Origin of the sequence: Mesorhizobium sp. B2-3-5 (assembly GCF_006442395.1) — a bacterium.
In the GTDB taxonomy this organism is placed as follows: domain Bacteria; phylum Pseudomonadota; class Alphaproteobacteria; order Rhizobiales; family Rhizobiaceae; genus Mesorhizobium.
Genome location: NZ_VFVX01000033.1, coordinates 32,969 through 56,190 on the forward strand (window position 1 = coordinate 32,969; position 23,222 = coordinate 56,190).

Sequence of the window (23,222 nt, forward strand, 5' to 3'; positions counted from 1 at the left end):
ATGCTATCGAGGACAATCACGGCCGACACCGAGCCGGTCTTTCATCTGGAAGAAGAGCATGCGCATGCCGAAGGCAGCAGCACCATGCTTGGCTTCTGGCTCTACCTGATGAGCGATTGTCTGATCTTCGCGATGCTGTTCGCGGCCTATGGCGTGCTCGGCGGCAACTACGCGGCCGGTCCCGCGCCCAAGGACCTGTTCGACCTCGATCTGGTGGCGGTCAACACCGCCATGCTGCTCTTCTCCTCGATCACCTATGGCTTTGCCATGCTGACCATGGACAAGGGCCGCGTGGCCGCGACACAGGCCTGGCTCGCTGTGACCGGCCTGTTCGGCTTGGCCTTCCTGTCGATCGAGCTCTACGAATTCGCCCACATGATCCATGAGGGTGCCATGCCGCAGCGCAGCGCCTTTCTGTCGTCCTTCTTCACCCTGGTGGGAACGCACGGCCTGCATGTCACCTTCGGCACGGTCTGGCTGGTGACGCTGATGGTGCAGGTCGCGAGATTTGGCCTCATCGAGGCGAACCGCCGCCGCCTGATGTGCCTCAGCATGTTCTGGCACTTCCTCGACGTCGTCTGGATCGGCGTCTTCACCTTCGTCTATCTGATGGGGATGTTGCGATGAACGCTCACGATCACGCCGCCGATCACGGCCCCGCGCATGGCGGCGCGGCGCACGGAACGCTGAAAAGCTACCTGACCGGATTCGTCCTGTCGGTGATCCTGACCGCCATCCCGTTCTGGCTGGTCATGACCGGCGCCATCGACAACAGGCAGGCCACGGCCATCGTGGTCATGGTCTTCGCGGCGGTGCAGATCGTGGTCCACATGGTCTTTTTCCTGCACATGAACACCGCCTCGGAGGGCGGATGGTCGATGCTGGCGCTGATCTTCACGCTGATCCTGGTCGTCATCGTGCTGACCGGCTCGCTCTGGGTGATGTACCACCTCAACGCGAACATGATGCCGGGGCTTCACGACATGCACGAGATGCCATGAGCCCGCCGCCGGGCGCGGGGAGGACCACTATCGAGGCACGGGACGGCCAAGCCGGCATCCGTCTGCGCACCGCGTCACGCAAGGACGCCGGCAGATCGCCCGCGTCGCGTCTCTTCCTCCTGCTGCTCGGGATCCTCGGTGTGCTGGTGTTTGTCGGGCTTGGCATTTGGCAGCTGGAAAGGCGCGTCTGGAAACTTGACCTGATCGCCCGCGTCGATCAACGTATCCATGCTCCCGTCGTCGATGCGCCTGGCCCGGTCAGTTGGAACGGCTTGACCGCGGCGGGGTCCGAATACAGCCATGTGCGACTGGCCGGACGCTTTCTGAGTGGCGCCAACACGCTGGTGCAGGCGGTGACGGAGCTTGGCGGCGGATACTGGGTGCTGACGCCGATGCGGACCGACCACGGCTTCGTCGTGCTGGTCAACCGCGGCTTCATTCCGCAGGAGCGCAAGGCCGAATTCGAGCGGGAGAGTAGTGGTTTCACCGCGCCGGCCGTCATTGACGGGCTGTTGCGCATGAGCGAACCCGGCGGCGGCTTCCTGCGCAAGAACGATGCCGCGGACAATCGCTGGTACTCGCGGGACGTTGCCGCCATCGCAGCCGTGCGCGGCCTGACGGATGTCGCCCCCTATTTCGTCGATGCGGAAGCGTCCGACATGGACAACTGGCCGCGCGGCGGTTTGACCGTCGTTAATTTCCGCAACAGCCATTTGGTCTATGCTTTGACCTGGTTCACGCTCGCTGCGATGCTCGCCGCAGCCCTGGGCGCGCCGATGATCGGCCGCCGCTCCCGGCAAGGGCCGGCAAGATGAGCATCCCGACGCAAGCACTTCGCAACGACAAGTCCTTCGCGGCGGCGTCCATTGCCGGCAAGGGTGGTGCGGCCGCCAATCCCGATGCGGCGAACAGGAAGAACCTGTTCCTGCTCATCCAGCTGCGCTGGTTGGCGGTGGCGGGTCAGGTGCTTACCATTTTGGTGACGGAATACTGGTTCGCCATCCCGCTGCCCTTGCCGGAGATGGCCGGCGTCGTGCTTTTCCTGATCGGGCTGAACATCTTCAGCCTCCTGGTCTTGCGTGGCCAGCGGCCGATCAGCAACGCACAGCTGTTCGTCGCGCTGATCTTCGACATGGCGGCATTGACGATCCAGCTTTACCTGAGCGGCGGCGCCTCGAATCCGTTCGTGTCGCTCTACCTGCTGCAGATCACCCTCGGCGCCGCTCTGCTGACACCGTGGTCCACCTGGATCCTGGTGGTGGCCGCCTCCGCCTGCTTCGTCTTCCTCACCTTCCAGTTCCTGCCGATCGCGATCCCGCATCATGGCGGCAGTGACCTGCTGGCCCTGCATATTCGCGGCATGTTCATCTGCTTCGTGCTGGCAGCGGGACTGATCGTCATCTTCATGACGCGCATCAACCGTAATTTGCGTGAACGCGATGCCTATCTCGCCGATCTGCGCCAGCGCTCGGCCGAGGAGGACCACATCGTGCGCATGGGCCTGCTGGCCTCGGGTGCCGCGCATGAGCTGGGCACGCCGCTTTCGACCATCTCCGTTATCCTCTCCGACTGGCGCCAGATGCGAAGCGTCACCCGCAACCGCGAGCTGGCCGGCGACCTGGCCGAAATGCAGGCGCAGATCGAGCGCTGCAAAAGCATCGTGTCGGGCATTCTCATGTCTTCGGGGCAAGCAAGGGGCGAGGGCACGATCCGCACCAGCATCCGCCATTTCCTCGACGATCTTGTCCAGGAATGGCGTGTCAGCCGCCAGCCGCTCAACCTTGATTACAGGAACGATTTCGAACCCGACGAGCAGATCGTGTCCGACACGGCGCTGAAGCAGGTCATCTTCAACGTGTTCGACAACGCCCAGGAGGCATCGCAGGATTGGGTCGGCGTCACCGCCGAGCGGCAGGGCGAGAAACTGGTGATTACCGTGCGCGACCGCGGGCCTGGTTTCGACGAGGGTATTCTGGCGGCGCTCGGCCAGCCCTATATGTCGAGCAAGGGACGGCCGGGCGGTGGCCTTGGTCTTTTCCTGGTGATGAATGTGGTTCGAAAGCTGGGAGGCGACTTTTCGGCGCGCAACATGGAGCAGGGGGCTTGTGTCACCCTTTCGCTGCCGCTTGCGGCGCTGACCGATGGAGATGATCATGAAGGCTGATCGATCCCTGTTTATCGTCGAGGACGACGCGACCTTCGCGAAAACGCTGAAGCGCTCCTTCGAAAAGCGCGACTACGACGTCATGGTCTGCCACGGCAGGGAAGACTTGGCTCGCGCCCTCGAAACGGCTGTTCCGGCCTACGCCGTCGTCGATCTCAAGCTGGGAGCCGGCGGCTCCGGGCTGGAGTGCGTCAAGCTCCTGAGCGCCCGTGATGCTTCGATGAGGATCGTCGTGCTGACCGGCTTCGCCAGCATCGCCACGGCGGTCGAGGCGATCAAGCTCGGCGCATGCCATTACCTGGCGAAGCCCGCCAATACCGATGACATTGAAGCCGCCTTCGGCCGGGCCGAAGGCGACGTTTCGGTTTCGCTGAGCAGCCGTCCCACCTCGATCAAGAATCTCGAATGGGAGCGCATCCACGAAACGCTCGTCGAGACCGGTTTCAACATCTCCGAAACCGCGCGCCGGCTTGGCCTGCACCGGCGCACTTTGGCCCGCAAGCTCGAGAAACGCGTGGTGAGATAGCCGGACGGGTTCGGCTCGCGGCGGGCTGAAAACCGGCTAGACTCTCATCGGCCACCGGGGATAGGCCCATTCCGGGCTTCCCTGAACCGCCCGGGAGACTTATCTGTCCGGACAGACACCGGAACGGGCAACAGGCGTGGCGCAGCGATCGGGCAGTGCTGATCTTCCACTTCACGGCGGACGCGTGCCGAAATGGCTGGGCGACCGCATGACGCGTCTTGGCGCCGTGATGTGCGAGGCAATCATCCATCATTATGGCCGCAACGAATTGCTGCGGCGGCTGGCGCATCCGTTCTGGTTCCAGTCCTTCGGCGCCGTCATGGGCATGGACTGGCACTCCTCCGGCATCACGACCAGCGTCGTCGGCGCCTTGAAACGCGGCCTCACGCCGCTGTCTGGCGAACTCGGCATCCACGTCTGCGGCGGCCGTGGCGCGCATTCGCGCAAGACCCCGCATGAACTTGCCGCGATCGGCGAGCGCATCGGCTTCGACGGCGCGCGCCTGGCTACCGCCAGCCGGCTTGTCGCCAAGGTGGACAGCGCCGCGGTCCAGGATGGTTTCGATCTTTATCTGCACGGCTTCATCGTCACCGACGACGGCGACTGGGTGGTGGTGCAGCAAGGCATGAACGGCGACAGCAAGGTGGCACGCCGCTACCATTGGCTCTCCGAAGGTCTGGAGAGTTTCGTCGATCAGCCGCACGCCGCCATCGAGGGCGCCAACCAGGGCGAGATCGTCAACCTGACCGACCATCGTGCCGAGGCCTCGCGTCTGGGCCAACTGGATCTGCTTCATGACCTCGGCCCGGATCGCATCCTGCGGGAGTTCGCTGCCCTGAATTCGGGCACTCTGCCGGCTCCGGAACAGCCGCTGCTGCCGCATCTGGTCATGCCGGCTCACCATGACGTTCGCGAAAGCGATGTCGTCATGCGTCGCCTGCATGGAAACATGGCGGCGGCCGCCGAACGCGGCCCGGCGGATTTTTCCGAACTTCTCCTCGTGCCAGGCGTGGGTGCGCGCACGGTGCGCGCGCTGGCGCTCGTCGCCGAGGTGGTGCATGGCGCGCCGTGCCGTTTTTCCGATCCCGGCCGTTTCTCGCTCGCGCATGGCGGCAAGGACAGGCACCCGTTTCCCGTTCCGCTCAAGGTCTATGACGAGACGATCGGCGTGCTGAAGTCGGCCGTGCACAAGGCCAAGCTTGGCCGCGAGGAGGAAATCGGCGCGTTGAGGCGGCTCGACGATCAGGCTCGGCAGGTCGAGCGGTATGTCACCGGTCCCAGCCTGAAGGAGATTGTCGCCGGCGAATTCGACCAGTCGCATCTGCTTGGCGGCCGCAGTGTATTTGGCTGGGAGGCAGCGCCGGATAATCCGCCTGCCGAACTGGACAAGAAGACATGACAGGGAAGTGGTGCCGAACGCATACGCGTCGGGTCATGCCACGCGACGATACGTATAATTATCCCGGATGTATTCGTTGAAGAAGCGGCCCTTCGAGGAGGACTTCCTGAAAGCGGTATAGGTCGCGAGGGGAACGTCCATGTAGTCGTAACGATAGCCGGTCGGCACGAACCAGACGGAGAGGATCCTGGTCGCGGGATCGTATTGTGTGTTTTGGATCGCTGTCGACGGCATCTTGGCAACCTGACTGCTCAGCCGGATAAATCCGCCAGGGCAACGTCTGGTTCCGTGCAGCCATAATCTGTGTCACGTCTGGAGCGGGTGCCGATATTGCCTTGGGGTACGCTCCTCACCATCTAGGCGGGATGTCGCCGCTCAAATCGAAAGCCACCGCCCGCAACGTCGCACTCCAGCACGATCTCTTTGGCGATACCTCGGATCTGCCGGAGGGGTTCGCCTACCAGGCCGGATTGATCACCGCGCAGGAAGAGACACAGCTCGTCCAGCATCTGGAAGAACTGCCTTTCCAGGCGTTCGATTTCCATGGCCATCTCGCAAACCGGCGCGTCGTCGGGTTCGGCCTGCGCTACGATTACGATCGGCGCGAAGTCGTCGAGGCGCCGCCGATCCCCGATTTTCTGCTGCCTTTGCGCGAGAAGGTCGCGGCCTTTGCGCGCCGGCCTGCCGAGGCCTTCGCGCAGGTGCTGATCAATGAATACCGGCCTGGTGCCGGCATCGGCTGGCATCGCGACAAGCCGCATTTCGAAGATGTGGCTGGCGTCTCGCTGCTGGCGCCCTGCAGCTTCCGGCTTCGTCGAAAGAACAGTGACGGGTGGGACCGCCGGACCATTTTGGTCGAGCCGAGGTCAGCCTATCTCATGACAGGCCCTTCGCGCACCGAATGGGAGCACAGCATCCCACCGCTTGCCGAGCATCGCTATTCGATCACCTTGCGGACATTGAGGGCGTGAAACAGCTGAGCATCAGGGCTCCATCGGAAATCACATGATGCCGAAGGTCCTGTACGCCTCCACCGCGCTCATGCCCTCGCGGATCGCCCTGGCGACGAGCTTTTCGCCGCGCACCTTTTCCAGGGCCAGCCGCACCACCTCTTCCTCGGTTTGCCGTGGAACGACGAGGACACCTTCCTTGTCGCCAAACAGCAGTGTCCCCGGTTCGATCCGCACGCCGCCGATTTCGACTGCGCAGCGATAATCGACGACCTTGCCGCGCACGCCTTGGTCCTGCGCGTAGTAGCCGGTGCAGAAGCAAGGGAAACCCAGCGCCTTGATGCCGTCCGTGTCGCGGGCAAAACCGTCGACCAGCGCGCCATGCGCGCCGAGGATTTTCGCTCGCGTCGACATCAATTCGCCCCACAGCGCGTAGCGGGGCGAGGCGCCGCTGGCGACGTAGATCTCGCCGGGCTTCAAATCGTCAAGTGCCTCGAACATCAGCCCGAACGGCTCGGTCATCAGCGGATTGCGCGTCGGCTCACTTGACGGAAAAATATCGGTTTCCAGCACCGGCATGGCCCGGCCGAGCAGCCGCGTCTTCTCGTCGACAGGCTTGAACACGGGCGGCAGGAACTGATGCTGCAGCCCAAGCGTGTCCATCACGTCTCCGACGACCGCGACAAAGAGCTCCTTCTCAAACAGACGGTACATTTCAGCGTCGTCTGCATAGAGGCGGGTGGATGTGGTCATGAGGCTTGCCTCCGGGCGCTGGTTGATTGGATGGTGCGGGAGGGCCCGAGCGATGCGGCGTTCTGGACCAGCGCGCGCATGTAGCCGAGGGCAAAAGCCTTTCCGGCATGCCAGGGCGCGTCGCAGGACATTTCCGGCGTATGGTCGGGAATCATCACGCCGTCATAGCCCTCGTCGCGCAGGATGCGCACGATCTCGGCCATGTCGATGTCGCCGTCGTCGACAAAGGTCTCGTGGTATCTGGGCACCTTGCCGCGCACGTTACGGAAGTGGATGTAGCCGATACGCTTGCGCTGCGCGAAGCGGCGGACATGTTCGTATATGTCGTCGGCGCCTGGCATCTCCTGCAGCGAGCCGAGGCAGAGTTCGAGCCCGTTGGACGGTGAATCGACGATGTCCATCAGCCGGTCGTATTTCTCCGGCCGGTTGACGAGCCGCGCCGCGCCACGCAGCGCCTCGGCCGGCGGATCGTCGGGATGCGCCGCCATCACGACGCCGGCCTCCTCGGCCACCGGCACGATCTCGCGCAGGAAGGTGTCAAGCCGCTGCCAAAGCTCGCCGCTGGTGACTTTCACCGGTTCGGAATCCGGCCGTCCGGCGCGGTAGCGCATGTTCCAGACCACACCGTCGGGAAGGGGTAGATCGGGGTCGATGGCCGAGAGGTCGAGCCCCACCGACATTGCCTCGCCGCGTGCGAACGGTCCCCGCGACCAGCCCCAGACACCGGCAATGGAAAAATTATAGCCGATGCAGGGAATGCCGGCGCGCCCGGCATCGCGGACAAGGCGCTTCAACCCTTCGATCTGCTTTACCCTGTCGGGTCCGCCGAGCAGCACGTCGGACCAGAAGCGCGGCGAGAAATTCTCGATCGCCGCGATTTCCAGCCCATTCCCGCGCACCGTCTTCACCAGGCCGGCGAAATCCTCGTAGCTCCAAAGTTCATCGGTGGAGCAGTCACCCCAGCCTTCTTTCTCGCTGCCGGCTGACAGCGAAGGGTCGCGGCCGCGAAAGTAATTGGTGAGGTGGGCAACGATGTGAGACGCGCCCGCCTGCCGCGCGAAACGGAAATTGTCCGGGGTCAGCGACTCCCGGTAAAGGCCAAGACCGATCTTCATGTTTCTACTTCACACCGATACCGGCGGTCAGGCCGCCGTCGATCTTGTAGTCCGCGCCGGTGCAGAAGCCGGCCTTGGACGAGCACAGGAAAGCGATGAGCTCCGCCACCTCTTCCGGTTCGCCGATGCGGCCGAGCGGATGGGCCGCGCCGAAGCGCCTGTAGGCCTCTTCGACATCGGCATCGCTGCCATTGTCGCCGCGCGCGGCTTTCTCGAGGATCGGCGTGCGGATCGAACCCGGGCTCACCGAATTGACCCGGACGCCTGAAGCCGCGTAGTCGAGCGCCAGCGAACGTGTCAGCGTGTGGATGGCGCCTTTGGTCGTCGCATAGGCGGCGACGTTCTGCTGACAGGCGAAGCCCTGCACCGAAGCGACGTTGACGATGGCGCCGCCGCCGCGCTTGACCATTTCCGGGATGCCGAAATGCGCGGTCAGATAGATCGAGCCGACATTGACCGTCATCGCCCGGTTCCAGGTTTCCCAGTCGGTCGTCGTCGCGGTTCCGTAGGGATGGACCGCGGCGGAATTGACGATGATGTCGATGCCGCCGAACTTCGCGACACCGGCCGCGACCGCATCGCGAACCTGGTCGGAGACGGAAACATCCACGGTCTGCACCAGCGCCTTGGCTCCGGCCTTGGCGAGGCTTTCCTGCATGGCGGTGTTGGCTGTCCGGTCGATGCCGCAGGCGATGATCGCAGCACCCCCTTGGGCCAGGCGCCTTGCGGTGGCGAGCGCGATGCCGGTCGTGCCGGTCACCAGCGCAACCTTGTTCTCAAAATCAAGCATGGGGCAAATCCTTGGAAGATGACATGTCTGGCGACGGCACCATCGGAGCGGCGCGGGCATTTTCGAGATCGTCCGGGACGAAGCGCAAGCCGAAATCGAGATGCCGGCTCATCAGGTAGCTGTAGGCGATGCGGTCGCGTGCGCGCAGCGCGGCGATAATCTCGCCATGGGCACGGCGTGTTTCACCGAGCACCGGGCGGATCGATTTGCCGACGGTCATGATGTGCTGGATGACGGGCGATAGGAACTGGTACGTCTGCACCAGCATGCGGTTGCCGGCGAGCTTCATCAGCGCCATGTGGAAATCGAAATCGCGCTGCGCGGCTTCCTGGACATCCTTGGCGGTTTCTATCAGGCCGTTGACCTCATCCAGGGCGCCGAGTTCGGCGACGCTGGCGTTGAGAATGATGTGGTCGCCGATGCTCACCTCGATAATGCGGCGAAATCCCTGGATGTCGTTGAACGACGTCTTGGAGATGTCCATCTGCGCGGCGAAAAAATTCTGGATCGCGACATTCTGGCGATCGGCCAGCACCGCGCCGACACGCGGCTTGGGATCGATCAGCCCGTAGGTGCGGATGGTGCGCAGCGCCTCGCGTATCGTGTTGCGGCTGGCGCCGAACAATTCGCCGAGTTCCCGCTCGGTAGGCAGGACGTCGCCAACGGACATGGCGCGGTTGCGAATGAGGTCGAGGATCTGCCGCACCGTCTGGTCGACGGCAGAGCTGCTGACGCCGGCATCTTCCGCCAGATCGTGCCCAGCCTGTTCCAACGGCTACCTCCTTGTTATTTGTTGGACCAGATTAGAGTTTGATTGGAAGGAAATCAACTGCAGGGTTGCAAAAAGGTGCTGTTGACAGAGTTGTGGTCCAACAATATGGTTTGCATCATCTGACGATTAGGAGGCTTCATGGAACAGTGTTGGCGCTGGTATGGTCCGGATGATCCGGTGACGCTTGAACATGTCAAGCAGGCTGGCGCCACCGGTGTGGTTTCAGCCCTTCACCACATCTACGACGGCAGGGCCTGGCCTGAGGCCGAAGTGCTCGAGCGCAAGCGGATCATCGAGGCAGCCGGCCTGACATGGTCGGTCGTCGAGAGCATCCCGGTCCACAATTCATTCAAGATCGGCGCGCCCGAACGCGAGCGCTATGCCGGCTATTATCGCGACAGCATACGCGCGCTCGCCAAGGCCGGCATCAAGACGATCTGCTACAATTTTATGCCGGTGGTGGACTGGACCCGCACCGACCTGATGTATCGCCTGCCGACGACGGGCTACGCGCTGCGCTTCGACGCTATCGACTTCGCCGCCTACGATCTTTTCGTGCTGCAGCGCAAGAATGGCGCCGCCAGCTATACGCCGGCGCGCATTGCCGAGGCCGAGAAGCGGCTGAAGGTGCTGACGCCAGAGCGGATCGACCAGATCGAGCGCAACCTTATCGCCGGCCTGCCGGCGACCGAGCGCAGCTATAACAGGGACAGTTTTCGCGAGGCCTTGGCGGAATACGATGCGATCGGGCCGAAGGAGTTGCGCGACAACCTTGCCTGGTTCCTGCGCGAGATCATTCCGGCGGCCGAAGACGAGGGGGTGCGCATGTGCATCCATCCTGACGATCCGCCATTCTCGCTCTATGGCCTGCCGCGCGTCGTTTCGACTGCTGAGGATGCGCGTTTCATCCTCAATGCCGTCGACAGCTCGGCCAATGGGCTGACCTTCTGCACCGGCTCCTACGGCACGCGTGCCGACAACGACATTGTCGCCATGATCAAGGAATTCGCCGACCGCATCCATTTCGTGCATCTGCGCAACATCACCATCGAGGAGGACGGCTCGTTCCACGAGGCCGAGCATCTCGAGGGTGGCACCGACATGGCGCACGTCATCCTCGCTTTGATGCAGGAAGAGGCGCGCCGGCGGAAGGAAGGCCGTGCGGACTGGCGCATTCCAATGCGGCCGGACCACGGCCATCTGCTGGCCGACGACATCGGCAAGGAAAAGATCAATCCAGGATACTCGCTGATCGGCCGGCTCAAAGGCCTCGCCGAACTGCGCGGCATCATGCGCGCTGTGGAGCGGTTCGAACTGGCGTGAAGCCCCCGGTAGGCGAGTGGCTGTTTGCATATGTAAAAGTTACTTGTCCATGTGAAAATACCTGCTACTAAAGCGGGCCGGGTGGAGATGCCCGGTTCCAGGGAGGAATTGCCTGAAATGACAAGACTGCGTGGTCTTGCGTGGGATCATCGACGTTGCTGGGGTCCGCTGGACGCCAGCGTCGCGCCCTATCGCGCTGGCAATCCTGGCCTGGAAATCGAGTGGGACCGCCGCAGCCTCTATGAGTTCGGCGAGGGTGCCCTCGGCCCGGTGCTAGGCACCTATGACCTGGTCGTGTTCGACCACCCTTTCATCGGCGACATCGCGCAGGACGAACTGATGGTGCCGTTCGATGCCTATTTGTCGGCCGAGCAAATCCGCTTCTTCGAAAACGATTCAGTCGGTGCGTCCTGGCGCTCTTACGAAAAGAACGGGCGCCAGTGGGCGCTGCCGATCGACGCCGCTTGCCAGGTCGCCTCCTACCGTCCTGATCTTCTGGAGCGCTACGGACCGGTGCCGCGCACGCATGAAGAGGTGGTCGAACTCGGCCAGCGCGCGCGCAAGGACGGCAAGTGGCTCGGCCTGCCGTTCGTACCGACGGATGCCATGTGCATGCTTCTGACGCTTGGCAGCCCACAGGAGAAGGGCCAGCAATTCATTGCCAGGGAAAGGGTCGAGCAGGCGATCGGGCAATTGCGGGAGCTTGCGGCGCTGTCGCATCCGAACTCATCGAAATGGAACCCGATCCGCTGCTACGATCACATGATCGCGCATGACGATGTGGTCTATGTGCCGTTCGCATTCGGCTATGTGAACTACGCCTCGAAAATCGACAGGCCGTATCTGCGCTTTGCCGACGTGCCGACCCCGCACGCCGCCGGCGCCTTGCTCGGTGGTGCCGGTATCGGCGTCAGCGCCCAGTCGAAGCACAAGCAGGCCGCGATCGACTACGCGCTGTTCCTGTGCTCGCCCGAATACCAGCGGGGCGACTACGTGAAGGCGGGCGGACAGCCCGGATCGTTGGCTGCCTGGAAGGACGCTGGGGTCAACGGTCTCTCCGGTGATTTCTTCTCCTCCACGCTGCGGACGATCAGCTCCTCCTATCTGCGTCCGACGCATCCGGGTTTCATCACCTTCTTCCGCGAATGCGCGCCGCATGCGGCCGCAGCGATAGACGGCGATCTATCGGCGGCCGAACTCGCGGACCACGTCAATCGCCTCTACCGCGAAACCAGGCAACCGGAACGGAGCATCGCCTAATGGCCGCCAGCGTTGCCGAGACCCTGGACGACAGCGAAAGCGGCCGCAATGGCTATCGCGTGCCGGCGGTGGAGAAAGCGCTCGACGTTCTGGAGTTCATGGCGACCAGCGCCGAAACGCTGACCCAGACCGAGATCGCGACCGGCCTTGGCCGCTCCATCCACGAGATTTACCGCATTCTGCTTCTCTTGGAGAAGCGCGGCTACATCTTCCGCATGCAATCGGACCGCTTCCGGCTCTCGCTGAAGCTGTTCGAACTGGCGCACATGCATCCGCCGGTGAACCGGCTTGTCGAATGCGCGCTGCCGGTGATGCGCGAATTGACCGCCAATGCCGACCAGAGCTGCCACCTCGTGGTGCGCGAAGGCCAGAATGCGCTGGTGGTTCTGCAGATCGATTCACCGCTGCCCATGCGCTATTCGGTGGCGTTGGGGTCGCATTTTCCGATCCTCGAAACCAGCTCGGGTGCCGTGCTGCTTGCCCATTCGAACCGCGCCGAGCGCGACCGCATCGTCGAGCGCATCGTGGCCGCCGGCGAAGGCCAGGGCAGCCGGGCCGAAATCGAAGCGCGGCTGAACGAGGTTGCCAGGCTCGGTTACGAGATGCGTGCCTCGCTGGCGGTCGAAGCCTGCACCAACATCTCGATGCCGGTGCGCGACCACACCGGCGCCGTCATTGCCGCGCTCACCGTTCCGCTGCTGCCGCAGAAGGCGGCGCGGTTCGACCGCGATACCGTCTTCGAGCGCACCCGGGCCGCCGCCGAAAAGATATCGGCGGCGCTCGGCTGGGGCGAATCCACCTCTTCCTTACGTGCCGACCCGGAACGGCGGGACTACCCGTTCAGCGATTAACAAAAGCGATAAAACCTGGGAGAAGAAAATGCACTGGTCCAAGTCAATCCTGTTCGCATCCGCCGCCGTGCTGGCGATGAGCGCGGCAGCCGCGCATGCCGAGAACATGCCCAAGCGCATCGGCTACGTCACCAACTACGCCACCCATGAGTGGTATCAGAACGTCATCAAGGGCATGAAGGCTCACGGCAAGGAACTCGGCATCGAGGTCGAGGTGCAGGACGCCAATCTCGATATATCGAAGCAGGTCGCCGCGGCCGAAGACTTTATCGCCAAGGGCGTGGACGTGCTGATCATCACCCCGGTGAACGAGGAAGGCGTGGTGCCGCTGCTGCGTCAGGCCAAAGCCGCCAACATCCCCGTTGTGCTCGAGGGAAACCCGGTCAAGGGCATGACCACGATGGTCGCCATCTGCGACTACGACACCGGCTACATGTCTGGCGTCGAAGCCGGCAAATATGCCAAGGAAAAGCTCGGCGGCGTTGCCAAGGTGATGAATGTCGGCCTGCCGCTGCTTTCGGCCACGGTGCTGCGCTCGCACGGCTTCATGGACGGGCTGAAGACCATCGTCCCTGATGCGGTCATGGTCCACGACCTCGATGGCGGCGGCAACCCGGACCGCGCGCTCGAAGTGTCATCGGCGGCCCTCGCCAAGAACGCCGACATCAACATCATCTACGGCATCAACGATTCATCCTCGCTGGGCGGCCTGCAGGCCTGGAAGGCGGCTGGCAAGTCGCAGGACGGCCTGTTGACCGTCGGCACCGGAGGCGAAGGCCTTGCCTTCATCAACGCGATGCAGAACGAGCCGTCCTACCGTATCGAAGCCGCGATGTTCCCGGAGAAGGAAGGCCTCACCGCCATCGATGCCGCGGTCAAGCTCTTCAACAAAGAGGAAGTGCCGGAGCACATCGTCAGCCCGACCGCGCCGATGAACGGCGAGGACTGGAAGAAGTACTACGATTATGACGGCAAGATCCGTACCATCAAATGGGATGCCGTCAACGCGCTGCAGCCGCCGGCAAAGTGCATGAAGACCTCGGCTGACCTGAAGAAGTAAGGCCGGCCGACATTGCCCTTCCCGCAATGCGGGAAGGGCGCCTAGTCAAGAGCTGTTGACGGCCAAGGACAGGCGCGACGCCTGGGACAATCGGCCCGGAATGGACTGAAATGAGCGAGCTTACTCACGCCACCGCGCCGAAGCGCTTTATCGGCGGCCAGCTTCTGGGCAGCAGCCAGCTTGTGCTCGGTATCATCCTGGCAGCGCTGTGCATCGCTATCTCGATCGCCGCGCCACAGTTCTATTCGGAGGCCAACATCATCGCCATCCTGCGCCAATGCGCGCTGGTGCTGATCGTCGCCTCGGGCATGACCATGCTGATCATCACCGCCGAGGTCGACCTGTCGGTCGGCGCGTCGCTCGCCTTCGTCGGCTGCATCGGGATGGCGGTGCTCAATTCCACCCACAGCCTCACGCTGGGCATGCTGGCGGCCCTTGCCTTTGCCGGCGGGGTCGGCCTGTTCAACGGGCTGGTCGTCACCCGATTGCGGGTAAATTCGTTGATCGCCACCATCGGCACCATGATGATGCTGCAGGGCGGCGTCTATCTCTTCACCCGCGAGGCGGTGCAGAACCACAACCAGTTGGCCAGCTTCACCGATCTCGGCGCCGGCTATGTCGGCGCGGTGCCGGTTCCCGTCATCCTGGCGGCGCTGATCTTCGTGGTCGCCTATGTGACACTGCGTTTCACCACGCTCGGCCGCTACCTCTACGCGGTCGGCGCCAATGAAAAGGCGGTGCGCCTGTCCGGCCTGCGTTCCGAACGCCTCAAGCTGTTTGCCTTCGTCGTCACCGGCCTGTGCGTTGGCGCCGCCGGCATGATCCTGTCGTCGCTGATGAATGCCGGCCAGCCGACCGCCGGCCGTGGCTTTGAACTGACGGTCATCGCCGCCGTCATCCTCGGCGGCACGAGCCTGCTCGGCGGCCGCGGTTCGCTGTTCGGCACCTTGCTCGGCGTGCTGGTGCTGAAGGTGATCGACAACGGCATCATCATCCTCGGCTGGAACCAGGACCTGCAGATGGTGGTGCCGGGCGTCGTCATCATCCTGGCCACCTATCTCGACATCATCCGGAACAGAGCCAATGTCCGTTGATTTTCTTCACCCCGGCGAAGGCGTGGTCATCGACAAGGATGTGCCGGCGCTGGAGCTGCGCGGCATCGACAAGCGCTTCCCGGGTGTGGTGGCGCTGGACAATGTCGACTTCACCCTTGAGCCCGGCAAGATCCATGCCCTGATGGGCGAGAACGGCGCCGGCAAGTCGACGCTGATCAAGATCATGGCCGGCGTCTATGGCAAGGATGCCGGCACCATTCGGCTGCGCGGGCGCGAGGTCGACATCAAGTCGCCGCGCGACAGCTTGAAGGAAGGCATCAAGGTCGTCTTCCAGGAGATCGCGCTGATTTCCGAATTCACCGTCGCCGAGAATATCTTCCTCGAAGGCTATCCGACCGGCAGGGCCGGCTCGATCGACTGGAAGAAGATCCGCGCCGATTCAGCCGCCCTGTTCAATCGCATCGGCTTCAACGTCGATCCGGCGGCGCGCACCGGATCGCTGCCTGTCAGCCAGCAGCAGATGGTCGAGATAGCACGCGCGCTCGCCCATGAAGCCCGCGTGGTGGTGATGGACGAGCCGACGTCCTCGCTGACGCCGAACGAGGTCTCGCTGCTGTTCACCGTCATCCGACGGCTGGCCAGCCTCGGCATCGCTGTGGTCTATGTCAGCCACAAGCTCGACGAGGTCTTCGAGATCGCCGACACGGTGACGGTGCTGCGCGACGGGCGTCACATCTCGACCAAGCCGATCGGCGAACACACCAGCGACACGCTGATCCAGGACATGATCGGCCGGCGCATCGACAATCTGTTTCCCCGCCAGCGCGGCGCGGCAGGCAGCAAGGTTGCCCTGTCGGTGGAGAAGCTCAGCACGGCGAAGAAGCTCGACGATGTGTCGTTCGAGGCACGCGCCGGCGAGGTGCTTGGCTTCTTCGGATTGATGGGGGCGGGCCGCACCGAACTCGCCAAGGCGATCGTCGGCTATGATCCGATCATTTCGGGAAAGATCACCGTCGACGGCAGCCGGCTCGCGCCGCATGACACGCGCACCGGCGTCCGGCTCGGCATCGGCCTGCTCACCGAAGACCGCAAGAGCGAGGGACTGATGGGCGAGCTGCCTGTCTACCAGAATGCCAGCCTGGCCTCGCTTGGTGCCTTCGCCCGACTGGGCTTCGTCGACAAAGCGAAAGAGCACCGCGCGGTGCAGGATTATGTCGACCGCTTCCGCATTAAGACGCCCAGCCTGTTCCAGCAGGTGAAGAATCTGTCGGGCGGCAACCAGCAGAAAGTGCTGATCTCGCGCTGGCTGATGCGCGGCCTCAAGGTCATCGTCGTCGACGAGCCGACGCGCGGCATCGATGTCGGCGCCAAATCGGAAATCTTCGCGCTGATCGACCGGCTCGCCGGCGAAGGCCTGGCGGTGGTCATGATGACGTCCGAGATGCCGGAGCTGCTTGGTCTGTCCGACCGCATCGCGGTGATGTGCGAAGGCCGGCTGACCGCGATCATGTCGCGCGATGAAGCGACGCAAGAGAACATCCTCAATGCGGCGATCGGGTGAGACAATGACGCTTCGCGATCGGCCCAGCCTTTTCGAAGGGAGCAAGCGATGAGCCTTGCTAGCACGGCTTCCGCAAAAACCCAGCCATCCACGCTGGCGCGGCTCTTTGCCCGGCAGGAGCTGGCTCTGCTTGTCTGCCTCATCCTGGTGCTGGCGTTCTTCTCCGTCACGGTCGAGAATTTCTTTTCCGTGCGCAACCTGACCAATGTGCTTGGCCAGGCCTCGCTGCCGCTCATCGCTGGCATCGGCTGCGCGGTCGTCTTCATCTCCGGCGAAGTGGACATCTCCATAGGATCGCTGCTGGCAACCATCGCCCTGCCGCTGATCATCATCATGAACGACACCAACTCTTTGCTCCTCGGTGTCGGTGGTGCGCTGCTGTTTGGGCTGATCATCGGCGCGGTGAACGGCTATCTCACCGCTTATGCCGGCATCAACTCGCTGATCGTGACCCTCGGCACGATGTTCATCATGCGCGGCGGCGTCTATCTTTACACCGGCCAACGCGCGATCCCGGACGATGCCAGCCTCGACAGCTTCATCGCGCTGTCGGATGGCCGGCTGTTCAACATCATGCCGTATTCGGCGGTCATTGCCATCGTCCTGCTTGTTGCCTTCGGCTACATGATGCAGCACCGGCCGTTCGGGCGGCAGATCTACGCCGTTGGCGGCAATCAGGAAGTGGCGCGTCTGGCGGGTTACGATGTGCGGCGCGTCAAGTTCGTCTGTTTCATCATCAGCGCGCTACTGGCGACGGTCGCCGGCATCATCCTGGCCGCGCGGGTCGGCTCGGCGCAGCATACGGCGGGGTTGAATTTCGAATTCCAGGTCGTGGCCGCCACGGTGCTTGGCGGGGTCAGCCTTGCCGGTGGCATCGGCAGCCTGACCGGCATGGCGCTCGGTGTGCTCATCCTGCAGTTCCTGTCCAATGGTCTGCGCGGGCTCGGCCTGCCCACCGAATGGCAGCTGGTTATCACCGGCATGATCATCATTGCGGCCGTCGCTTTCGACGAGGCGAAACGCCGGCGCGCGAACGGAGGCTGATATGGCTCGTCTTGAAGGAAAAACCGCTATCATCACCGGCGCCGCGGACGGCATCGGCCATGCGATCGCCGAGGCCATGGCGCGGGAAGGGGCGCACGTCTTCCTGGGCGACATCGCCGATAGCGCGGGCGAGGACTTTGCGGCGGTATTGCGAGCAGCCGGGCATCGGGCCGACTATGTGCATTGCGATGTCTCGCGTGAGGCCGATATCGCGGGCCTCATCGACAGTGCCGTGAAGAAGACCGGGCGTCTCGACATCCTGGTCAACAATGCCGCCATCGCCATCGGCGGCATGCCCGTGCATGAAATGACCGACGAGCAGTGGCATCGGCTGATGTCGGTCAACCTGACCAGCGTGTTTCGCGGCTGCAAATATGCGCTGCCGCACATGATCGCGCAGAAGTCCGGCTCGATCATCAACATGGCTTCCGCACAAGGCCATATCGGCCTCGACGGCTGGACCGCCTATGCCGGCGCCAAGGGCGCGGTGATGGCAATGACGCGCCAGATGGCGGTCGAATTCGGGCCGATGAACATCCGCGTCAATTCGATCTCGCCCGGCACCATCAACACGCCGATGAACGACAGACTGATCAAGGAAATCGGCGGCAACCTCGCCAAGGCCTGGGTCAAGATGCATCCGCTCGGCCGTATCGGCGAACCCTCTGAAGTGGCCGAGGCGGCTGTCTATCTCGCCTCCGACGCGGCGGGCTTCACGACCGGTACTGATCTGCGCGTCGACGGCGGACTGACCGCCGCGCCGCGCTACGTTCCCGAACTGCTTTGAAACTTTGAAACGAGACATGAAATGAACAAGGCCCTCGAAGGCGTCCGCATCCTCGACTTCAGCCATCTGCTGCAGGGGCCGTTCGCTACGCAGCTGCTCGGCGACATGGGCGCCGATGTCATCAAGGTCGAGCGCGCCGGCGCCGGCGATATGTTCCGCGGCATGACCTTCTTCGCCAAATGGGTGGGCGGCTCGGAAAGCCCGAACTTCCTCGCCTGGAACCGCAACAAGCGCTCGATCGCGCTGAACCTGAAGAGCCGCAAGGTCCATGCCATCGTCATGGAGATGGCCAAGAGCGCCGACGTGGTGGTGCAGAATTTCCGCCCCGGCGTGCTGGCCAAGCTCGGCTATGGCTATGAGGACTTCAAGGCCGTCAATCCGCGCATCATCTACTGCTCGGGTTCGGGCTATGGCGAGGAAGGCCCCTATGTCGAACGTCCCGGCCAGGACATGCTGATCCAGGGGCTCGCCGGGCTGATCGCCAACACTGGCCGTGGTGACCAGGCTCCGGTTCCCGCCGGCGCGGGCCTCGCCGACCAGATCGGTGCCATGAACATGGTCTATGGTATCCTGTCGGCGCTTTACTATCGTGAGAAGACCGGCAAGGGCCAGAAGATCGAGGTCAACCTGCTGGCCGGCCTTCTGGCGCATCTCAACCAGGAATATGTCGCCGTGCTCAACCTCGGCGAAGATTTCGTGCGCCCGAACTCCGGCATCGGCCATCCCGGCATGCAGGCGCCGTTCGGCATCTACGAGACGAGTGACGGCGGCTACGTGTCGATCGCCATGAGCCCGTTCAAGACGTTGTACGAAGTGCTGGAGGCACCGCAGCTCGCCCTCTATGACGACCTGAAGACCTTGTTCGACAAGCGCGACGAGGTGTTCGAGAAGGTCAATGCCGAGACGAAGAAATTCGGCACGCAGGATTTGCTGGCGCGGCTTCTGGCGGCCGACATCTGGTGCGCGGAGGTGAAGGATATCCGCCGCGCGGCCGAGGACCCGCAGGTCACGCATATGGGCATGATCACCAGCTACGATCATCCTCGTGGCGGCAAGGTGCGGGTCGTGGCGCCCGCGGTCAAGATGAGCGAGACGCCGGCGACTATCGAGCGGCCGGCCCCACTGGTCGGCCAGCACGGCCGCGAGATCCTGGCCGAGTTCGGCCTGTCGAAGGATGAGATCGCGGCGCTGGAAGCGTCCGGCGACATGACCGTGGATGCGGCCTGACGATGCGCGCCTACCAGACACTCACGGTCGAAACCGCCGGCCGTGTCGCGATCGTCACCTTCCGCCGCGCCGACCAGCTCAACGCCATGAACCGGCTGATGCAGGGCGAGATCACCGAGGCCTTCGAGGCTCTGTCGGCCGAGGAGGGCGTCGGTGCGATCGTGGTGACCGGCGAGGGGCGCGGCTTCATGGCCGGTGCCGACATCAAGGAATATGCCGCGCAAACCGGCCCCGAATTCGACACGTTCCAGGCTGCCGGCACACGCATGTATGCGGCAATCGAGAACAACCGCAGACCGGTGATCGCCGCGGTCAATGGTTTCGCTCTGGGCGGCGGCATGGAGCTGGTGCTGTGCTGCGATATCGTCATCGCCAACCAGTTCGCCAAACTCGGCCTGCCGGAGATCAAGCTCGGGCTGATCCCGGGCGGCGGCGGCACGCAGCGCACCGTCGCCAAGCTCGGCCGCAACCGCGCCAATCTTCTCCTGATGACCGGAGCCATCGTGCCGGCCTCGGAATTCGTCCATGCCGGGCTGGTCAATGAGATCGTCGATGTCGACCGGCTGATGCCGCGTGCGCTGGAACTGGCGGGGATGATCGCCGCCGAGCCCGCCGCTGCCATCGAAGGGCTGAAGGCGCTGACCGCGCATGCCATGTCGGGTGATCTGGCCGACGGCCTCGCCATGGAGCGCGACATACTGGGCGATCTCTATCGCGGCGAGATCGGCCAGCAACGCGTCAAGGAATTCGCCGACAGGAGTGCTGTGAAGAAGGCCGGGCCGTGAAAGGCAACGACGACTATCGCGGACTGGGCTGGGCGCATGGCGCGCTGACCGTCCAGCGGCTCGGCGCGATGCTGGCGCCGGTCACGTTCCTGCTGGCCGATGGCCGGCAGGTCTCGCCAATGCACGTTGCACCGTGGTCGAACGAACCGGAGGCGGGAGCGCTGCCTGGTATCCTGCGTAAACTGCGCGGTGAATGGCCTTGCGTGCCCTTCGGCTATTCGGTGCCTGCCGACGAATGGCCCGGGAATTGGGCACGCGTCATGGGGCCGCCGGAACAGGATGAAGAGGTCCATGGCCACAGCTCCAACCATGACTGGAGCTGGCACCACAACCGGAGCGGGTCGCTGTCGCTGATACTGGACTATCCCCGGGGCAGCCCTGTCGAGCGGGTTGAACGGACGATAACACCTGATCAATCAGCGCCAGCCATCGACATTGAATTCAAGGTCGTCGTCCGCCGCGCCTGCCGCTTGCCGATCGGCCTGCATCCGGTGTTCCGGCTGCCTTTCGAGACGGGCGCGGCCACGCTAGAACTCGGCCACTTCGAGCAGGGCCGTACCTATCCTCACGATGTCGAACCGGGTGTTGAGCTGTTTGCCCGGAACTCGACGTTCGCCGACTTGAGCAGCGTGCTCGCCCGAGGCGGCGGAATGGCTGACGCCTCGCGCCTGCCATTGGCCGCGGACACCGAGGAACTGCTGCAGATCGAAGGCGTCGACGGCATGGCGACGCTCGCCAACCATGAGGACGGGTACCGGGTGACGCTTGGGTGGCAGAAGGAGCATTTCCCAAGCCTCCTGCTCTGGTACTCCAATCGCGGCCGCAAGGCGGCTCCCTGGAATGGGCGCCATGTCGCCATCGGCATCGAGCCGGTCAGCTCGCCCTTCGGGCTCGGCCCGGCAACCGCTAAGGCCGACAATCCCATCGCCCAATCCGGTATCGCGACGGCGCTGGACTTCTCGCCAGAACAACCGTTCGTGACCCGTTATCGCATCGAGGCATCCGCGCTGTGACGAACCGTGCCGCAATGTCCCTGGTCAAGCCGAACCGGCCGCGTTTCACTGATGTCGCCGGACTGGCCGCTATGGTCGGCCAAGGCGGCTCGCTCGGCGTCGGCGGCCACCATTTCGCCCGGCTGCCGATCGCCTTGCTGCGTGCGATAGCCCAATCGGGCGCCAAGGACTTGCACTACGTATGCTGGGCAGGTGGATTGCCGCTCGAACTGATGCTCGAAGCAGATGCTGTGGCGGAAATCGACCTTTGCTTTTCCAGCCTCGACATTTTCGGCCTGCCGCCCCGGTTCCGTGCCGCCGCTGAGAGCGGTGCCATTCCGGTTCGCGATTGGACGGCGCTCGCGATGATCCAGGCGCTGCGCGCCGCCCAGCAAAACCTGCCGTCCATGCCGTTCCAGCTTCCGCTGGGATCAGACATGCTGGCGCGGGTGCCAGGTGCGCATGCCGCGTCCGATCCGATTTCCGGAGCCGCCACCGGGTTCATCCCACCATTGCGGCTCGATACGTTCGTCGTCCACGCCCAGCGCGCGGATGAAAGCGGCAATGTGCAGATCATCGGGCCGCGCGCCTTGGACTTCGCCATGGCGGGAGCCGCGCGACAGGTGCTGGTCACGGTCGAGGAGATCGTGCCGGTCGGGACGCTTCGGCATGACGAGCGCCAGAGCATCCTCACCCGCAACCAGGTTTCGGCCATAGCGCTGGCGCCCGGCGGCGCTTATCCGGCCTCGTGTCTGCCATTCTATGTCACGGACTATCAGCGATTGGCGGAGGCATTCGCGGCCCGGGAAACACCACTGGCGGACAATCTGCGCCTGCCTTCCAAAGGTGTTCCGGCGCCGCTTCAAGAAGCTGCAAAGGTTCGTGCGGAAACGGTCGTCGCGATGCCCACGCCGGTGCACGGCGAAATGAAAGCGTCCGTCGACGAGATCATTGCCGCCCGTATCGCGGCCGAGCTCGACAATGAGAGTTTTGCCAGCGCCGGCGCGGTGTCGCCGCTGGCCAACGTCGCCTACCGGCTGGCCAAGGCTACCCACGCGCCCGACATGATCATCGCGACAATGAGCTGCGGCCACCTCGACATCGCGCCGAGCCCGATGATCCTGTCGCTGATCGAGAGCCTGGATTGCGAGACGGCGGTGGCGCATGCCGGTGGCGACGACACTTATTCGACCTACTATCAGGCGGGTGCGGTGACCCATGAGATCGTCGGCGCCGCCCAGGTTGACCGGCGCGGCCGCGTCAACACCATCGAACTGCGCAAACCGGGCGGTGGCCCGATCCGGCTGCCGGGGCAGGGCGGCATGGCCGACATCGCCAACATGCATCGCGACTATTTGCTCTATCTCCCACGCCATTCGGTCCAGTCACTGGTGGATAAGGTGGAGATCGCGAGTTCCGCCCGTGGGCTGCTGACGCCGGCCGAGCGCGAGCCGATGGGCTATCGCACCGGCAAGGCGCTGGTCTTCACCGATCTCTGCGTCTTCCGGCTTGATCAGATATCCAGGGAATTGACCGTCATCGAGATCATGCCCGGCGTTAGGTACCGGCAGATCCGCGACGCCACCGGTTTCGCGGTGACATTCGGCGCCGATTGCCGGGAGGTTCCGCTGCCTTCCGGGGAGGCGCTTGCCATCTTGCGAAACCGCATCGACCCACTCGGCCTGCGTCGCTTGGAATTCGTCAGCGCCAAGGAGCGCGGTGCGCTCATCGCGGAGATTCTTGCGGCCGACCGCGCCATGGTCGCACGCTGTATCGCCGCCCAGAGATCGCTCACCGAAAGCTGAGG

At 63.7% G+C, this 23,222-nt stretch carries 24 protein-coding genes; 19 read left to right on the top strand and 5 right to left on the bottom strand.

Going from position 1 to position 23,222, the window contains the following annotated elements; all coding sequences use genetic code 11:
* The 6 genes from cyoC (at window position 1) to FJ958_RS26190 (ending at window position 5,090) form a co-directional block, all read left to right on the top strand.
* On the top strand, window positions 1–627 hold the full coding sequence (gene cyoC, locus FJ958_RS26165; RefSeq protein WP_140747183.1) for a cytochrome o ubiquinol oxidase subunit III: 627 nt from the start codon (window positions 1–3) through the stop codon (window positions 625–627).
* Window positions 624–1,001, top strand: a complete 378-nt coding sequence (cyoD, locus tag FJ958_RS26170) for a cytochrome o ubiquinol oxidase subunit IV (RefSeq protein ID WP_140747186.1) — start codon at window positions 624–626, stop codon at window positions 999–1,001. The genes cyoC and cyoD overlap by 4 nt, the downstream gene beginning before the upstream one ends.
* On the top strand, window positions 998–1,816 hold the full coding sequence (locus FJ958_RS26175) for an SURF1 family protein (protein WP_140747189.1): 819 nt from the start codon (window positions 998–1,000) through the stop codon (window positions 1,814–1,816). Before cyoD ends, FJ958_RS26175 begins: the two co-directional genes overlap by 4 nt.
* Entirely contained in the window at window positions 1,813–3,165 is a 1,353-nt protein-coding gene (locus tag FJ958_RS26180; protein ID WP_140747192.1) for an ATP-binding protein, read from the top strand. Before FJ958_RS26175 ends, FJ958_RS26180 begins: the two co-directional genes overlap by 4 nt.
* Window positions 3,155–3,691, top strand: coding sequence for a response regulator transcription factor (locus FJ958_RS26185; RefSeq protein ID WP_181173317.1), 537 nt, complete (start codon window positions 3,155–3,157; stop codon window positions 3,689–3,691). The genes FJ958_RS26180 and FJ958_RS26185 overlap by 11 nt, the downstream gene beginning before the upstream one ends.
* A gap of 136 nt (window positions 3,692–3,827) precedes the next feature.
* On the top strand, window positions 3,828–5,090 hold the full coding sequence (locus tag FJ958_RS26190; RefSeq protein WP_140747197.1) for a DUF763 domain-containing protein: 1,263 nt from the start codon (window positions 3,828–3,830) through the stop codon (window positions 5,088–5,090).
* A gap of 33 nt (window positions 5,091–5,123) precedes the next feature.
* On the opposite strand, the gene FJ958_RS26195 is transcribed toward FJ958_RS26190, so the two are convergent.
* Window positions 5,124–5,324 carry a KTSC domain-containing protein gene (locus FJ958_RS26195; RefSeq protein ID WP_140747200.1) on the bottom strand — a complete coding sequence of 67 codons (201 nt, stop codon included), beginning with the start codon at window positions 5,322–5,324 and terminating at the stop codon, window positions 5,124–5,126.
* 131 nt (window positions 5,325–5,455) lie between these two features.
* On the opposite strand from FJ958_RS26195, the gene FJ958_RS26200 reads away from it, so the two are divergent.
* Window positions 5,456–6,061, top strand: a complete 606-nt coding sequence (locus FJ958_RS26200; protein ID WP_140747232.1) for an alpha-ketoglutarate-dependent dioxygenase AlkB — start codon at window positions 5,456–5,458, stop codon at window positions 6,059–6,061.
* A 30-nt stretch (window positions 6,062–6,091) separates the two neighbouring features.
* Here FJ958_RS26200 and FJ958_RS26205 read toward each other — a convergent pair whose 3' ends face one another.
* Genes FJ958_RS26205 through FJ958_RS26220 form a run of 4 tightly spaced genes read right to left on the bottom strand, consistent with a single transcriptional unit; the run spans window position 6,092 to window position 9,470 of the window.
* On the bottom strand, window positions 6,092–6,793 hold the full coding sequence (locus tag FJ958_RS26205; RefSeq protein ID WP_140747235.1) for an RraA family protein: 702 nt from the start codon (window positions 6,791–6,793) through the stop codon (window positions 6,092–6,094).
* Entirely contained in the window at window positions 6,790–7,908 is a 1,119-nt protein-coding gene (locus FJ958_RS26210; RefSeq protein ID WP_140747238.1) for a mannonate dehydratase, read from the bottom strand. Before FJ958_RS26210 ends, FJ958_RS26205 begins: the two co-directional genes overlap by 4 nt.
* A 4-nt stretch (window positions 7,909–7,912) precedes the next feature.
* Window positions 7,913–8,698, bottom strand: a complete 786-nt coding sequence (locus FJ958_RS26215) for an SDR family oxidoreductase (protein ID WP_140747241.1) — start codon at window positions 8,696–8,698, stop codon at window positions 7,913–7,915.
* A complete protein-coding gene (locus FJ958_RS26220; protein WP_140747244.1) occupies window positions 8,691–9,470 on the bottom strand; it encodes a FadR/GntR family transcriptional regulator in 780 nt (259 codons plus the stop codon). The genes FJ958_RS26215 and FJ958_RS26220 overlap by 8 nt, the downstream gene beginning before the upstream one ends.
* Before the next feature lie 138 nt (window positions 9,471–9,608).
* Here FJ958_RS26220 and uxuA point away from each other — a divergent pair, with 138 nt between their 5' ends.
* The 12 genes from uxuA (at window position 9,609) to FJ958_RS26280 (ending at window position 23,220) form a co-directional block, all read left to right on the top strand.
* Window positions 9,609–10,793 carry a mannonate dehydratase gene (uxuA, locus tag FJ958_RS26225; RefSeq protein WP_140747247.1) on the top strand — a complete coding sequence of 395 codons (1,185 nt, stop codon included), beginning with the start codon at window positions 9,609–9,611 and terminating at the stop codon, window positions 10,791–10,793.
* 117 nt (window positions 10,794–10,910) lie between these two features.
* Window positions 10,911–12,053, top strand: coding sequence for an extracellular solute-binding protein (locus tag FJ958_RS26230; protein ID WP_140747250.1), 1,143 nt, complete (start codon window positions 10,911–10,913; stop codon window positions 12,051–12,053).
* Window positions 12,053–12,904, top strand: a complete 852-nt coding sequence (locus tag FJ958_RS26235) for an IclR family transcriptional regulator (protein WP_140747252.1) — start codon at window positions 12,053–12,055, stop codon at window positions 12,902–12,904. The genes FJ958_RS26230 and FJ958_RS26235 overlap by 1 nt, the downstream gene beginning before the upstream one ends.
* A 28-nt stretch (window positions 12,905–12,932) precedes the next feature.
* Window positions 12,933–13,964 (top strand): sugar ABC transporter substrate-binding protein, encoded by a 1,032-nt coding sequence (locus tag FJ958_RS26240; protein WP_140747255.1) that lies wholly within the window; start codon window positions 12,933–12,935, stop codon window positions 13,962–13,964.
* Between the two features lie 110 nt (window positions 13,965–14,074).
* Complete coding sequence (locus tag FJ958_RS26245; protein WP_140747258.1) at window positions 14,075–15,058, top strand: ABC transporter permease; 984 nt, start codon at window positions 14,075–14,077, stop codon at window positions 15,056–15,058.
* Complete coding sequence (locus FJ958_RS26250) at window positions 15,048–16,580, top strand: sugar ABC transporter ATP-binding protein (protein ID WP_140747261.1); 1,533 nt, start codon at window positions 15,048–15,050, stop codon at window positions 16,578–16,580. The genes FJ958_RS26245 and FJ958_RS26250 overlap by 11 nt, the downstream gene beginning before the upstream one ends.
* A gap of 48 nt (window positions 16,581–16,628) precedes the next feature.
* A complete protein-coding gene (locus FJ958_RS26255; RefSeq protein ID WP_140747264.1) occupies window positions 16,629–17,624 on the top strand; it encodes an ABC transporter permease in 996 nt (331 codons plus the stop codon).
* 1 nt (window position 17,625) lies between these two features.
* Window positions 17,626–18,411 (top strand): SDR family oxidoreductase, encoded by a 786-nt coding sequence (locus FJ958_RS26260; RefSeq protein WP_140747267.1) that lies wholly within the window; start codon window positions 17,626–17,628, stop codon window positions 18,409–18,411.
* 21 nt (window positions 18,412–18,432) lie between these two features.
* Window positions 18,433–19,638, top strand: coding sequence for a CaiB/BaiF CoA-transferase family protein (locus tag FJ958_RS26265; RefSeq protein WP_140747270.1), 1,206 nt, complete (start codon window positions 18,433–18,435; stop codon window positions 19,636–19,638).
* Between the two features lie 2 nt (window positions 19,639–19,640).
* Entirely contained in the window at window positions 19,641–20,423 is a 783-nt protein-coding gene (locus tag FJ958_RS26270; protein WP_140747273.1) for an enoyl-CoA hydratase/isomerase family protein, read from the top strand.
* A complete protein-coding gene (locus FJ958_RS26275) occupies window positions 20,420–21,436 on the top strand; it encodes a hypothetical protein (protein WP_140747276.1) in 1,017 nt (338 codons plus the stop codon). The genes FJ958_RS26270 and FJ958_RS26275 overlap by 4 nt, the downstream gene beginning before the upstream one ends.
* A gap of 14 nt (window positions 21,437–21,450) precedes the next feature.
* Window positions 21,451–23,220, top strand: a complete 1,770-nt coding sequence (locus FJ958_RS26280) for a CoA-transferase (protein ID WP_140747279.1) — start codon at window positions 21,451–21,453, stop codon at window positions 23,218–23,220.
* Window positions 23,221–23,222 lie beyond the last annotated feature (2 nt).